This is a genomic window from Paenibacillus tianjinensis (genome assembly GCF_017086365.1).
Taxonomy (GTDB): domain Bacteria; phylum Bacillota; class Bacilli; order Paenibacillales; family Paenibacillaceae; genus Paenibacillus_AQ; species Paenibacillus_AQ tianjinensis.
On the sequence record NZ_CP070969.1, the window covers coordinates 3,709,808 to 3,723,091 of the forward strand.

At 51.3% G+C, this 13,284-nt stretch carries 12 protein-coding genes; 1 reads left to right on the forward strand and 11 read right to left on the reverse strand.

Annotation, left to right across the window (positions count from 1 at the left end; genetic code table 11):
* Positions 1-5: 5 nt before the first annotated feature.
* The 5 genes from topA to JRJ22_RS16785 all read right to left on the reverse strand — a co-directional run bounded on the left by topA (position 6) and on the right by JRJ22_RS16785 (position 6,514).
* The gene (gene topA, locus JRJ22_RS16765; RefSeq protein ID WP_206100608.1) at positions 6-2,102 is read right to left on the reverse strand and encodes a type I DNA topoisomerase; all 2,097 of its coding nucleotides are present in this window, start codon (positions 2,100-2,102) and stop codon (positions 6-8) included.
* A 116-nt stretch (positions 2,103-2,218) separates the two neighbouring features.
* The gene (gene dprA / locus JRJ22_RS16770) at positions 2,219-3,337 is read right to left on the reverse strand and encodes a DNA-processing protein DprA (RefSeq protein ID WP_206100610.1); all 1,119 of its coding nucleotides are present in this window, start codon (positions 3,335-3,337) and stop codon (positions 2,219-2,221) included.
* Between the two features lie 227 nt (positions 3,338-3,564).
* On the reverse strand, positions 3,565-4,494 hold the full coding sequence (gene sucD / locus JRJ22_RS16775) for a succinate--CoA ligase subunit alpha (protein WP_206100611.1): 930 nt from the start codon (positions 4,492-4,494) through the stop codon (positions 3,565-3,567).
* Between the two features lie 48 nt (positions 4,495-4,542).
* A complete protein-coding gene (gene sucC / locus JRJ22_RS16780) occupies positions 4,543-5,700 on the reverse strand; it encodes an ADP-forming succinate--CoA ligase subunit beta (RefSeq protein WP_054941092.1) in 1,158 nt (385 codons plus the stop codon).
* Between the two features lie 349 nt (positions 5,701-6,049).
* Entirely contained in the window at positions 6,050-6,514 is a 465-nt protein-coding gene (locus JRJ22_RS16785) for a MarR family winged helix-turn-helix transcriptional regulator (protein ID WP_206100612.1), read from the reverse strand.
* A gap of 148 nt (positions 6,515-6,662) precedes the next feature.
* Between JRJ22_RS16785 and JRJ22_RS16790 the strand changes: the two genes are divergently transcribed.
* Positions 6,663-7,091, forward strand: a complete 429-nt coding sequence (locus tag JRJ22_RS16790) for an organic hydroperoxide resistance protein (protein ID WP_206100614.1) — start codon at positions 6,663-6,665, stop codon at positions 7,089-7,091.
* 145 nt (positions 7,092-7,236) lie between these two features.
* Here JRJ22_RS16790 and JRJ22_RS16795 read toward each other — a convergent pair whose 3' ends face one another.
* From JRJ22_RS16795 to JRJ22_RS16820, 6 genes are all read right to left on the reverse strand, one after another.
* Positions 7,237-8,928: a YifB family Mg chelatase-like AAA ATPase gene (locus JRJ22_RS16795; protein ID WP_206100615.1), complete on the reverse strand. Its 1,692-nt coding sequence runs from the start codon at positions 8,926-8,928 to the stop codon at positions 7,237-7,239.
* Positions 8,929-9,116: 188 nt separating this feature from the next.
* Positions 9,117-9,650 (reverse strand): metallophosphoesterase, encoded by a 534-nt coding sequence (locus JRJ22_RS16800; protein WP_232380868.1) that lies wholly within the window; start codon positions 9,648-9,650, stop codon positions 9,117-9,119.
* Positions 9,651-9,733: 83 nt separating this feature from the next.
* Positions 9,734-10,147: a hypothetical protein gene (locus tag JRJ22_RS16805; protein ID WP_206100616.1), complete on the reverse strand. Its 414-nt coding sequence runs from the start codon at positions 10,145-10,147 to the stop codon at positions 9,734-9,736.
* Positions 10,148-10,283: 136 nt separating this feature from the next.
* On the reverse strand, positions 10,284-10,670 hold the full coding sequence (locus JRJ22_RS16810) for a YraN family protein (protein WP_206100617.1): 387 nt from the start codon (positions 10,668-10,670) through the stop codon (positions 10,284-10,286).
* Positions 10,667-10,972 (reverse strand): EscU/YscU/HrcU family type III secretion system export apparatus switch protein, encoded by a 306-nt coding sequence (locus JRJ22_RS16815; RefSeq protein WP_206100619.1) that lies wholly within the window; start codon positions 10,970-10,972, stop codon positions 10,667-10,669. Before JRJ22_RS16815 ends, JRJ22_RS16810 begins: the two co-directional genes overlap by 4 nt.
* Entirely contained in the window at positions 10,969-13,209 is a 2,241-nt protein-coding gene (locus JRJ22_RS16820; protein WP_206100621.1) for a DNA ligase, read from the reverse strand. The genes JRJ22_RS16815 and JRJ22_RS16820 overlap by 4 nt, the downstream gene beginning before the upstream one ends.
* Between the last annotated feature and the right edge of the window lie 75 nt (positions 13,210-13,284).

Below are 13,284 nucleotides of genomic sequence, written 5' to 3' on the forward strand. Positions count from 1 at the left end.
ACTATTTATTCTGCTAATTCTTCGCCCTCAAGTACAGCCTCAGTGTGGTCACAAGAGGTACATTGCAGCTTCGTGCCTTGCTTGTTGCGCTTCTCCACCATCCAGGAGCCGCAAACTGGACAAGGTTTAATTGAAGGACGGTCCCAGGAGACGAAATCACAACCAGGGTACTGATCGCAGCCATAGAATACGCGTCCTTTCTTGCTGCGACGCTCGACGACCTTCCCTTCATGACACTTCGGACAGCTTACTCCGATATCCTTCACAATCGGCTTGGTATTGCGGCAGTCAGGGAATCCTGAGCAGGCCAGGAACTTCCCGAACCGTCCCAGTTTATAAACCATCGGCTTCCCGCATTTCTCGCAGAGCTCATCGGACACTTCATCTTCAATCTCAATCTCTTTCATTTCTTCTTCAGCAAACAGCAGGCGCTTCTCAAAAGATTCATAAAATCCGGCCAATACTTTTACCCAATCCTCCGCGCCCTCTTCCACATGGTCAAGATCCCCTTCCATGTGCGCAGTAAATTCCACATCGAGAATTTCCGGGAAGAATTGTTCCATTTGCTCTATTATCAGCTCGCCTAGCTCAGTAGGCATAAATTTCTTCTCTTCAATCGCTACGTAGCCGCGTTTCTGGATTGTCTCCAGTGTAGGTGCATACGTACTCGGGCGGCCAATACCCAGCTCTTCCAGTGTTTTAACCAGACGTGCTTCAGTATATCTCGGCGGCGGCTGGGTGAAATGCTGCTTAGGCTCAATGTCCTGCTTCACCAGGTCATCCCCGGCTTTCAGCGGCGGCAAAAACTTCTCTTCGTCAGTCGTACCGTCATCATTACCTTCTACATACACCTTCATAAAACCAGGGAAAGAAACCTTGGAGCCGACTGCTCTGAAGATTGCAGTTCCTGCAGTAATATCCACGGAGAGTGTATCAAGTAGAGCAGAGGACATCTGACTGGAGACGAAGCGCTCCCAGATCAGTTTATATAAGCGGAATTGATCACGGCTCATGAACTCTTTGACCATCTCAGGTTCGCGCAGTGCAGAGGTTGGACGAATCGCTTCATGCGCATCCTGGGCTCCTGCAGCTTTTTTGGAATATTGGCGCGGTGATTCCGGAATAAACTTCTCTCCGTACTTGGCCAAAATCAGCTCCTTCGCTTCTTCCTGAGCGGTAGCGGAAAGACGAGTGGAGTCGGTACGCATGTAGGTGATCAAACCGACCGTGCCTTCCTTGCCAAGCTCTACACCTTCATACAGCTGTTGAGCCACAGACATGGTTTTGGCAGCACGAAAGCCCAGCTTGCGGGCTGCTTCCTGCTGAAGTGAGCTTGTGGTAAACGGTGCCGAAGGATGTCGCTGTCTTTCCTTCTCCTTCACTTCCCGCACCTTGAAATCAGCATTCTTGATGGCTTCCAGCACTTCCTGAACTTCGCTTTCCCGGCCCAGCTCTTTCTTTTCACCATTCAGCTTGTGAAACTTGGCTTCAAAGACGGAATCGCGGATGCCTAGCTTTGCGGTAATACTCCAATATTCAGTCGGTTCAAAAGCGGAGATTTCATTCTCTCGGTCCATGATAATCTTAACAGCAACCGATTGCACCCGCCCGGCCGACAAGCCCTTTTTGACTTTCTTCCATAATAGTGGACTGATTTTATAACCGACGAGCCGGTCCAGAATCCGCCGGGCCTGCTGCGCGTTAACCAAATCCATATTAATTTTGCGCGGGGTCTTAAAAGCATCCTTTACAGCCTGCTTCGTGATCTCGTTGAAAACAACCCGGCACTCCTCTGTGTTATCCAAATCCAGCGCATGCGCCAGATGCCAGGCAATAGCTTCACCTTCGCGGTCCGGGTCAGCCGCCAGATAGACTTTTTTTACTTTTTTGCGGGCATCTTTTAGTTCCTTGAGAATCGATCCCTTACCGCGAATCGTGATATATTTGGGATTGAAGTCATTCTCTACCTCGACGCCAATCTGGCTTTTCGGCAGATCTCTGATATGTCCCATAGAAGCCTTTACAATATATTTACTGCCTAAATATTTGCCGATTGTCTTCGCTTTTGCCGGCGATTCGACAATGACTAATGTATCTGCCATAGGTTGTTCCTCCTAAAAGTATTGTGAGCAGTTATTTCCATGAATTAGACCGTTCAAATCTTGCTCCGGAAGCATACACTCTTCTTGAGAATACGCTTAAGTCTGTTCCTTCTATATTAAATTACCTTATAAATTGCACCCGGCAATTGTGTTACCGCTTTTTTTATGATTAAAGATAACAGAACTGAATGCAAATGTCCAAAATCCCACCTTGTTCTAAACAGCAGCTCATCCAGACTAAACGGGCCTTGATGCAGTATATGGTATAGGTGAGACTCCTCACTTGTCAATTTCTTTTCGATCAGCCCATCCCCATTCCCCAGCTCAAAAAGGGGGTTTAAGCTCTCTCTATCAGCCTTTACAGGTATAAAAGAAATATATTCTTCCACAATATCTTCTGCAGAGGTTACAAGTTTTGCCCCTTGTTTGATCAGATCAAGCGCTCCGCGGCTTTTGGGAGAAGTAACCGGTCCGGGAACCGCAAACACATCTCTTCCCGCTTCCAGGGCGGCATCAGCCGTGATCAAGGAACCGCTGCGGGAGTCAGCTTCGACAACTAGCGTCCCTAAGGTCAGACCGGCGATAATCCGGTTGCGCTGCGGGAACAGGCCCGGATGACTCTGGGTGCCTAACGGATACTCACTGAGCACCAGCCCTTTTTGTGAAATCTCCCGCTCCAGCTCCCTGTTCTCGGGCGGATAGACCTTGTCGAGACCAGTAGCAACAACAGCGATTGTAATTCCGCCGCAGGCTAATGCCGCTTCATGGCACACGCTGTCGATTCCCCGGGCCAGTCCGCTGACTACCGCAAGCCCTGCCGTACTCAGCTGCTCCGAGAGCATCTCTCCTACTTTGCGTCCATAGGCAGTAGGCACACGTGTACCCACCATCGCTATTGCAGGACGGGAAGCATATTCCAGAGATCCCCTGTAATAAAGCACCCATGGCGGCTGTGCTGTTTCCTTCAGCAAAGCAGGGTATTGCTCATCCAGAACAGTAACCACGGCTACTCCGCTTTCTTCCATTAAAAGACGGCGTTTAAGAATCCATCCCGCATCAAACGCTTCAGCCAGCCGCTGTGCAATTTTTGCCGGTAATCCGGCCTTTTGCCAATCTTCCGGACTGTAAACAAACGCTCGCTCCGTCAATAACCCTGCCTGGCGGATTCTGTCGATGCTCTTCCAGCCGATCCCCTCCACTTCATTCAGTCCAAATAATAAGTCACGTGTTTCCATATGTATTCTCTCCCTTAGGTTGGAAGGGTCAGCCTTCCCTATTTTGTGGTACTTGCGTAAAAAATGCAAGTGACCGCTGCGAAGCTGGTTCCCTGGCACCAGAACTATACGCAAAAAAAGCAACCTTTCCCCTGTTGCACAGGAATAAAAGGTTGCTTACCTATAACAAATCATACACTATGGCTGATCCCAGCACAGTGACTTTTAATAGAAGAATTATTTCATGATTAATGGGTTGTAAAAGCACCCAGAATACCGCGTTCTTCAAGCACACTCACAAGCGTTGAGCCCATTTCAGCCGGTGTCGGTGCGACTTTAATTCCACAGGATTCCAGAACGGCAATTTTTTCACTGGCAGTCCCTTTCCCTCCGGAAATAATAGCCCCGGCATGACCCATGCGTTTGCCTGGAGGTGCGGTAACGCCGCCGATGAATCCGACCACAGGCTTTGTCATATTCTCTTTAATCCAGAGTGCAGCCTCTTCTTCAGCTGTTCCGCCGATTTCACCGATCATGATGACAGCCTTCGTACCCGGGTCATCATTAAACAGCTTCAGAATGTCGATGAACTCCGAGCCTTTGACTGGATCACCGCCAATTCCGACTGCCGAGGACTGCCCGATTCCGCGTTCTGTCAGCTGATGCACCGCTTCGTAGGTAAGTGTTCCGCTGCGGGAAACTACACCTACATATCCGGGGGTATGAATGTAGCCCGGCATAATGCCGATCTTACACTCTCCCGGTGTAATGACACCCGGACAGTTAGGCCCGATCAGGACGGTAGAACGGCCTTCCATGTACCTTGATACTTTGACCATATCCAGTACCGGTATACCTTCAGTAATACAGATAACAAGTTCCATCTCCGCATCCACAGCCTCCATGATAGAGTCAGCGGCAAAAGCCGGAGGTACATAAATCACGCTGGCGGTTGCCCCGGTTGCGGCTTTGGCGGCGACTACTGTATCAAATACAGGCAGGCTAACCTCCTTGCCGTTCTCCAGCGTAATTGTAACAGAAGTTCCCCCTTTGCCCGGTGTCACTCCGCCTACCATTTGTGTACCATAATCCAGCGCACCTTTGGTATGGAACAGGCCCGTCGAGCCTGTAATCCCCTGTGTGATGACTTTCGTATTTTTATCTACAAGAATGCTCATCGTTTTGGTCACATCCCTACTTAGTTTGTCGAATACGAGATACTTGCGTTACACAAGAGATACAATCTTACGGGCACCGTCTGCCATGGAATCTGCAGCAACGATGTTCAGTCCTGAACCGGCGAGGATCTGTTTCCCCAGCGCCACATTGGTTCCTTCAAGACGCACTACAAGCGGTTTAGTCAGGCCAAGCTGCCGGGCTGCCTCTACCACACCAGTAGCAATCACGTCACAGCGCATAATCCCGCCAAAAATATTAACAAAAATACCGTTCACTTTATCGTCAGACAAAATTATTTTAAAGGCCTCAGTAACCTTCTCGGTCGTCGCACCGCCCCCTACATCCAGGAAGTTGGCAGGTTCGCCGCCGTAATATTTGATAATATCCATTGTTGCCATCGCTAGTCCCGCACCATTAACCATACAGCCGATATTGCCGTCCAGGGCGATATAGCTGAGATCGTATTTGGAAGCTTCAATTTCCTTCTCGTCCTCTTCATCCAGGTCGCGGAGTTCTTGAATATCCTTATGGCGGAACAAGGCATTTGAGTCAAAGTTGAGCTTGGCGTCGAGCGCCATCACATTGCCGTCAGCTGTAACTACCAGCGGGTTAATCTCAGCGATAGAGCAATCTTTATCCACAAAAGCCAAATAGAGCGCTTGCATGAACTTGACCGCTTTATTAACCAATTCTGTCGGAATAGCGATGCTGTACGCTAATTTGCGTGCCTGGAAGGTCTGCAGTCCTACTGCCGGATCGATAATTTCTTTGAAAATCTTCTCCGGATGACTTGCAGCCACCTCTTCAATTTCAGTGCCGCCTTCTTCAGAGGCCATCATGACTACTCGGCCGGAACTGCGGTCTACCACGATTCCAATGTAATACTCCTTAACAATCTGACAGCCCTCTTCAATGAGCAGCCGTTTCACCACTTTGCCCTCAGGTCCGGTCTGATGGGTAACCAATGTCTTGCCAAGAATCTCTCCGGCATAGGAGCGAACCTCGTCAAGCGATTTGGCAACCTTAACCCCTCCTGCTTTACCGCGTCCGCCTGCATGAATCTGCGCTTTAACTACCACCACCGGTGTGCCGAGTGATGATGCAGCTTCTACCGCTTCCTCCACTGTATAAGCTACTTTTCCGTTCGGTACGGCAACGCCGTACTTCTTAAGTACTTCTTTTCCCTGATACTCGTGGATATTCATACCGGAAGCCTCCTAAAGTGTTGCGGTGGCCTGTGCAGGCAGCCTGCAGCCAAACCGCATTCCGTTTTGATACTCCAAAGCCGGGTCCAGACCGGTAATCCATTATAAATATTCCGGTACAAGCAAGAATCCAGCCGATTTCCAAAGAAAACGGCGGGCTCTCTGCCTGAGACATACGGCGAATTACAGATTTGCATCTCTATCTACCTATATGCCATAAAAGGAAACCCAGAATATTGTAACATGATTCAAAAGGGCTTACCTTAAAATCTTTCACTATTTATACATATATTTTCGCTTGATTTCATGCCGGAATGCGAACGATTACATTGACATAATCTCTCTAAAGCTATTTTGTCGCAGCGTTATTCGCTTCATGAACACGGGCAAGCAGGCTTTTGAACTGGCCCAGCAGATTTACAAACTCCTCAGCTGAGAGCATCGTCCCTTCCGCCATCTTTCCAGGAATGCAGACTGCTTCACTCTGCAGCGCCCAGCCCTTGTCTGTAAGCGAGATGAGCACCTTCCGTTCATCCTGCAAGGAGCGTTCACGGAGGATAAGGCCGGCAGCCTGCAGCCGTTTCAAGAGTGGAGTCAGCGTCCCTGAATCTAAAAAGAGGGCTTCACCAAGCTCTTTAACTGTACACTGCTGTTTCTCCCACAGCACAATCATCACCAAATACTGTGAATAGGTAAGGCCTATCTTATCCAGGTGAGGCTGATACAGCTTCGTAAATTCACGCGAACAGGCATAAATAGTAAAACAAAGTTGATTCTCAAGCATCAGCTCAGGGGATGTGGTTGCTTTTTGCATATCTTCTTCACCTGCCTTTGTGACATTATTTTATCACAATTCATCCGAAATATCATGTTAATAGCAAAAAATATATTGACTATTATTAATATTGTGTTAAATTAAATTGTGTACAATACATTTAATAAACGAACGGGAGCGATTTATAATGATGACAATTCAACAAAAAATGTATGAAACTACAGTTAAAGCGGTTGGCGGAAGAAACGGATACATCGAATCTGAAAGCCCTAAACTCAACCTGACAATCAGCACTCCACGCGAAATGGGCGGAGCCGGCGGAGAAGGCACCAACCCGGAGCAGCTCTTCGCAGCCGGATACTCTGCTTGCTTTGACAGCGCCCTGAATATGGTTGCCCGGATGGGTAAAGTGAAAATTGAAGGCAGTGAAGTAACTGCTACTGTGAGCTTCGGCAAAGTTGAAGACGGCGGCTTCGGCATCGCAGTCAAGCTTGATATTCTGGTCAAAGGTGTGGACCGTGAAACAGCCACTAAGCTTGTTGAAGCCGCACATGGAGCATGCCCATACTCCCGTGCTACCCGCGGAAATATCGAAGTAGAGCTGAACGTACTGTAACTCAAAATAGAACAGCAACTCAGAATAATCTCAGTATGAGAACGAACAAGCCGTCTGGAGCAGCTCCGGACGGCTTGTTTCATATGCACGTTTATGCAGCAAATAATGGGAGATACATATAATGAAGAAAAAGATTACGCTTCATTCAATCCTCCCTGAATACCTGCCGGTCCAGATTCCGGTACTGCACAGCTTCTGCCAGATGAGCTGAACTTATAGCAGGAACTCCAGCCAGATCAGCAATGGTACGGGCCAGCTTAATAATCCGGTCATGCGCGCGCATGCTTAGACCGAGACTTTCCAGTATTCCATGCAGCAGCTGGCTGCTTTCTCTATTCAAATAGGCATAACGGCGAAGCGCTGCTCCGGAAAGCTCGCTGTTCCACGAGATCGGCAGGTCCTTGTAACGTTCAGCTTGAATCAGCTGGGCCCGGTTCACCTCTGCACGCATCTCAGCCGATGACATCGAAGGCCCCTGCTGAGTCCATTCTTTAGGGCGGGGCACGTCTACCTGCATATCAATACGATCCAGCAGCGGGCCAGAGATTTTGGCCCGGTACTGGGCTATCCTGGCCGGGCTGCAGGTGCATCTCTGGTGGGTTCCCGCGTTGCCTAAATAACCGCAGCTGCAAGGATTCATCGAACATGCTAGCAAGAAACGCGCAGGGAATGTAAATGCTGCACGTGCACGGCTGATTGTAACTACGCCATCTTCGAGAGGCTGCCGCAGGACTTCCAGCACATTACGGGAGAATTCCGGCAGTTCATCAAGAAACAGAATGCCGCGGTGCGCTAAGCTCACTTCCCCGGGCTTCGGAATGCCTCCCCCTCCGATAAGACCGGCTCCCGAAATCGTGTGATGCGGGGAACGGAACGGCCTGCTGCGCAAAAGACCGCTGTGGGCATCCTTTAGCTTACCGGCTGCACTGAATATTTTGGTGACCTCCAGTGATTCACTGTCACTTAAGTTTGGAAGAATTCCCGGCAGACGCTTGATCAGCATCGTCTTGCCCGTCCCGGGAGGGCCCATCAGAACGATGTTGTGCATGCCTGCAGCCGCAATGGTCAGCGCCCGTTTCACATGATTCTGACCCAGTACATCACTGTAATCCTCTTTCATCAAACCGTCTGCAGCCGGGATAGCAGGAGCATCCGAATATCTCGGTATATATCTCAAATGTTCCAGATCCTCCGCTAATACCGGGGGCTTATCCTGTGATGTAGTGCCGGTACCGACAATCACCGGAAACGGAAGTATATGCTCCTGGGAAGCAGTATTTATCAGTGTTGCTAAGTGTTGCCCCTCCTCAAAATCATCTTCTCCTCCTGTTCCCTGTCCCTTCTGCTGCAGCTCCCGCAGATGATCAATAGCATACACGTTCATCCCGCTTATCAGCGCAGCCTCGGCCGCATTGCCGCGGGGCACCAGCACTGCCTGAAAACCTGAGCGGCGAGCAGCCTCAACCATCGCCAATACACCAGTGACGGGTCTAAGACTGCCGTCCAATGCCAATTCGCCAATCAGCAGCATTTTGGCGGCTGCCGGCATGATCAGCTGGGCACTGGTCGTCAGAATTCCAAGTGCAATAGCCAGATCGAAAGCAGACCCCTCCTTACGCAGATCCGCAGGAGCCAGATTGATCGTGACCCGCTGCTGGGGATAGCGGTAGCCGCAATTTTTGACAGCAGCCCGCACTCTTTCCACAGCTTCGCGAATGGCTGAGTCGGGTAATCCAATGATGTTCGTCTGTGGCAACCCGTTGGCCAGATCAATTTCTACCCCAATCATAACGCCTTCAATTCCGTACAGGCAGGCACTGTGCATTTTTCCGTACATAACAAAAAACACCTCTTCTCCTGAAATACGCTTACGTTCAAGCGCTGTTACATCAAGAAAAAGGGTGCTTCCTCAATTTCCGCAGTATTAATAACAGTATACAAATGATCCTCTATTATATTCAAGTATTGGCAAAGGAAAAGTCAGCCGGACGAAATTGTATATTTATGCAAATGTTTCATTTGGAGCTATCCTTCTTCACTACCCACAACCGCATCCCGGATTTGCGCAAACGACAGCGGTTTATAGTCCCAGTGCTCCACACAAATGTTGAAATGGTTTTTGCCTTCGTATTTCTGGCCATGGATATGACCGTGCACATTTACGTAAGGCATATGCTTGTTCATGTACATAGGTTCATGGGAGAGCATGAAAAATTCTTTATAGATCAACGGATATTCACTGACCTCATCAAAACCCGCCTCCAGCCACCAGCTCCGTCCCCGTCCGCGGTCGTGATTGCCGAGGATAAGAATTTTGCGGCCGTTCAGGCTGCTGACAATCCTCCGCGTCGCTTCAAGGCCCAAAAAGGAGAAGTCTCCAAGATGGAATACGGTATCCCCCTCTTCCACCACAGAATTCCAATTCTCAATCATTACCTTATCCATTTCCTGCACATTAATAAAGGGGCGCGACTCAAAATCAATAATCAGTTCATGCCCGAAATGGTGGTCCGAAGTAAAATAGACATTAGACATCTCCTGCACACCTTTCTTATACACAAAGCATTATTCTGCCGCATTTTTCATAATTGCGAAAACCCTCCAAACAACTCCCCCATCATGATAAAAGGAGGGGCCGCTGATCATTTTTGCCAGTCGCGTTTGCTGGACCGCTGATTGACATCCAGATGGATCAGTTCAGCCAAAGGCGGTATTTCCTCATGCTCTACCAGCCATTTGCGCATTTCCTTAATCGCTTCGACCTGACCATTTCCTTTATCCCGCCACGTAAGCAGTTCTATCACTCTGATAACCAGCGACATCAGGCTGCTGTGGCTGCTCTGACTTTTTTCCGCCCTGATTTTTTGAATCAGCGCCTCGCTCTCCCAGTCAAGCAATATCTCTTCCGCTATGGCTGGCCGCATGATCGTAAAGCTCTTATTGCAATTACTGCAGCAAATGACCGCCAAAGGCTCCGCACCCAAATTTACATCGATCTTCTGCTCACAATGTTGGCAAGCAAAGCTTACCTGTATGTCAACCGGTTGATTACTCACGGGGACAGCCTCCTCTGGTAGCATTAAAAAGTTACAATAATGTTTACCCATTTCCTTGGAGAAATGACCCATGCATGCGTTCTGTGTCAGTTAGGCAGTTATTTGCCCTTGCGGAAACGGCTAATTGCTTTCATTCTTAAAAAGCCTCTCGGATATGCCGGAGTCCGGCAATACTCAAATCCTCATTCAGCTGAATACTGATTACATCGAAGGTTATCCTCCGGTCCTCCTGACCCTTCAGATGGAGATAGACCTCCGCCGTATTGCGTACCTGGCGGATTTTGCGGATATCCACCGATTCCTCCGGCGTTCCCTGCAGCGGACTGCCGCTACGGCTCCGCACCTCAATAAATACGAGATCTCCTCCGTGCTCGGCAATCAGGTCCAGTTCACCGCTGCGGCAACGCCAGTTAGCCTCCAGAATATCATAACCCTGAGAGGACAAATACAAGGCTGCCGCTTTTTCCGCAGCCGCCCCTTTAAGCTTGCGGCTGAAACGCTGACTATTGTAGGATTCCCTCACTTCGGTCTCCGTTCCCCGGCAGAACGGTCGCTTTGATAGACATAGCTGAGTATTTCGGCCACGAGATTATAGAGCTCCGGCGGAATTTGCTGATTCAGATCCAGCTGGGAGAGAACCTCCACTAGTGCAGCATCCTCCTGTACAGCTACTCCATTCTCCTTTGCTTTCTGCAGAATCATATCGGCAACTGCTCCCGAACCCTTGGCAATAACTACTGGAGCTTCCGTTTTCCCGGGGGTATATTTCAAGGCAACAGCCTTTTTCATACTGTAGGTAAGCTCTTCATTACTCTCTTCACTCATATGCGGTAATCGACTCCTTTATAGGAATCCGGAACATAATCGGCCAGCTTCGCCGCAGTTTGTGCCGATGCGGATACCACATCCGCTTCGGGTAACGGCTCTGTCCGCAGGCTTGACAGCTGGTAACCGATGGACTCAACTGCCGCCGCCACGTCATCCCGCCGTTCTTCCAGCAGCTCAAGTACCCATGGGTCATTGTTATGCAGCTTCAGGCTAACAATCCGGTCCACCACCTGAACGTCGACCATTGTCTGGCCCAACTGTTTCATGTCGAGATCAAACCAGAGCCGGCAATTCGCCGCATCCAGTTCCCCCTTGCGGCCCCGCCGCGACTGAATATGAACGGATGCCGTCTCCTGTCCGTCCGCACCCCGCAAGGGCAGAAACAATGTCACCTGCGCGAAAGGTGCCGTGCGGTCCGTATTCAGCAGCAGCTGCTGGCCCGTTAGCTGCTGAATCAGCTGGCCCGCGGCTTCTTTGACCGCAGGCGGGGCGTCACTGCTGCCCATCACCTGCAGCAGCACGCCCTTCAGCGTATCGGCGGCGGCATCCGCCTCGCCGATGGCTGGCTGCAGCGCCGCCTGCGGCAGCGCTGCTTCGCGCCCCCCCGCGGCCGCAGGCGCTGCCGCGGTACGCACATCCGCGGCTGCCGGTGCGCCGCCGCGGACCGCCTGCTGCTCGTGCTCCGCACCGAGCAGCTTCAGCACCCGCCCCACCCAAGACTCCGTGTCTTGGGCAGGGGCGGGTGCCCCTCCCGGCTGCGCTGACGCAGCCGGGTTATCCCCGCGCGGCGCGCCAGCCGCGGGGGCCTGCACTTGCCCCGCCGCTGCAGGCGGGGCGTTACCGGCTGCAGGCTGGGCGGGTGCCGCAGCCTGCTCTGTGAGCTGCGGCAGCGTGCCGCGCAGCTCAGTGAGGACGCCCTGCAGCTTCGCGAGCAGGGCACCCCCGGAGGCCTCCGCAGCCACCGGCCTCGCAGCACTCCCCATTGCTTCTGGAGCTGCCCCCTTCACTGCATTCCCCTCAGTCTCCTTAGGCGCCAGGTTGCCGGCAACTCTTGCAGCATCTGCAGCCCACGGCTTGGCAGTAGTTCCTGCTGCCTCTGATCCGGTGCTCCCCGCTGCATTCCCTTGGAGCCCTGCAGCGGAGGCCGTTCTTGCCGCATCTGCAGTTGCTGGCTTAACGGCAGTTCCCGCTCCTTCGGCTTCAGCACTTCCCGTGATATTCCCTTGAGCACCTGCTGCGACACTTCCGGTTACCGGCTGTTCTTTACCAGTGCCTGTTTTGGATAGTACACCGCCACCGGCGGATTCCTCTTCAGCTGGCACTCCGCTTACCACAGCACCTTCCGGCTCCTGATCGTCTGTTCTTATCCCTGTTGCTCCGGCAGCCTGCTCAGATTTGCGAGCGGAAGCTAGCTGTATATCTACGTGCTGTGCAGCTGACTTCGTGTCAACCGCAGCCACATCTGTCACGGAAGCATTACCAACACCTTTAGCTGCTGCCAAACGGACAGCTTCAGCTTCATTCCCGGAAGCATGATCAACCGCAGCTCCGGTACCTGCTGCAAATCCAGCACCACTAGTATTGACCTGCTTATCCGTGCGAGTGATAGCAATGCCGCCGCTGCTGTTGTCTTCCTCCTGCTGAACCCAAGCTCCAAGCTCTGTTTCGAGTTTGGCCAACAGCTCATGCAGCTTCGGTCCAAAAACGGCCTGCTGAATCCCCTTCACACTCTCCGCCGTAACCGGCAGGCCGCGTTTGACCGAGATGACGGCAGATTCCAGCCATTCCGAAGTCGGGACTCCCTGCGGCTTAGCATTCATTACAGCATCCAGCTTTGCAGCTGTCTCTTTGGTCAGCGGCAGTCCCCCTGACAGTATTGCACGAATGATTTCCTTCCCTGCCTTGGAATCCGTTAGGCCGAGTGACTCCAGCGCCTCCCCCATCATTTGCGGGGATGAAAGTGTAGCATCGCCAAGGGATACCGGCTTTAGTACCGGCAGCCCTCCCTCGCCGGGAGGGGCAACCTGCAGCATCATCGTCTGTCCGGGCTGCAGCGGGGTTTCCAGCTCCGCGCGGACAGATGTGCCCTGAATTTGGACTACCGCCTCCTTGCCGGAATCAGATACGCTGAGGACTTGACCACGGACGACCTGGCCTTCCTTCAGTTCAAGCGTCTTGGCTTCACCCGGCTTACTGTCTCCGAGCAGCCCACGAATTAAAGATCCGATATTCATGCCGTTATCCCTCCCTTCCTGGTTGAACTATTATTCTTATATATCGACATTTTCGCACTTTTTATGAAAGAGGAA

Excerpts from the sequence above, each read along its gene's own strand:
- JRJ22_RS16795 (WP_206100615.1), bottom strand. The coding sequence starts at position 8,928 with ATGTACGGAAAAATGCACAGTGCCTGCCTGTACGGAATTGAAGGCGTT.
- JRJ22_RS16815 (WP_206100619.1), bottom strand. The coding sequence starts at position 10,972 with ATGAGTGAAGAGAGTAATGAAGAGCTTACCTACAGTATGAAAAAGGCT.
- sucD (WP_206100611.1), bottom strand. The coding sequence starts at position 4,494 with ATGAGCATTCTTGTAGATAAAAATACGAAAGTCATCACACAGGGGATT.
- dprA (WP_206100610.1), bottom strand. The coding sequence starts at position 3,337 with ATGGAAACACGTGACTTATTATTTGGACTGAATGAAGTGGAGGGGATC.
- JRJ22_RS16785 (WP_206100612.1), bottom strand. The coding sequence starts at position 6,514 with ATGCAAAAAGCAACCACATCCCCTGAGCTGATGCTTGAGAATCAACTT.
- sucC (WP_054941092.1), bottom strand. The coding sequence starts at position 5,700 with ATGAATATCCACGAGTATCAGGGAAAAGAAGTACTTAAGAAGTACGGC.
- JRJ22_RS16820 (WP_206100621.1), bottom strand. The coding sequence starts at position 13,209 with ATGAATATCGGATCTTTAATTCGTGGGCTGCTCGGAGACAGTAAGCCG.
- JRJ22_RS16790 (WP_206100614.1), top strand. The coding sequence starts at position 6,663 with ATGATGACAATTCAACAAAAAATGTATGAAACTACAGTTAAAGCGGTT.
- topA (WP_206100608.1), bottom strand. The coding sequence starts at position 2,102 with ATGGCAGATACATTAGTCATTGTCGAATCGCCGGCAAAAGCGAAGACA.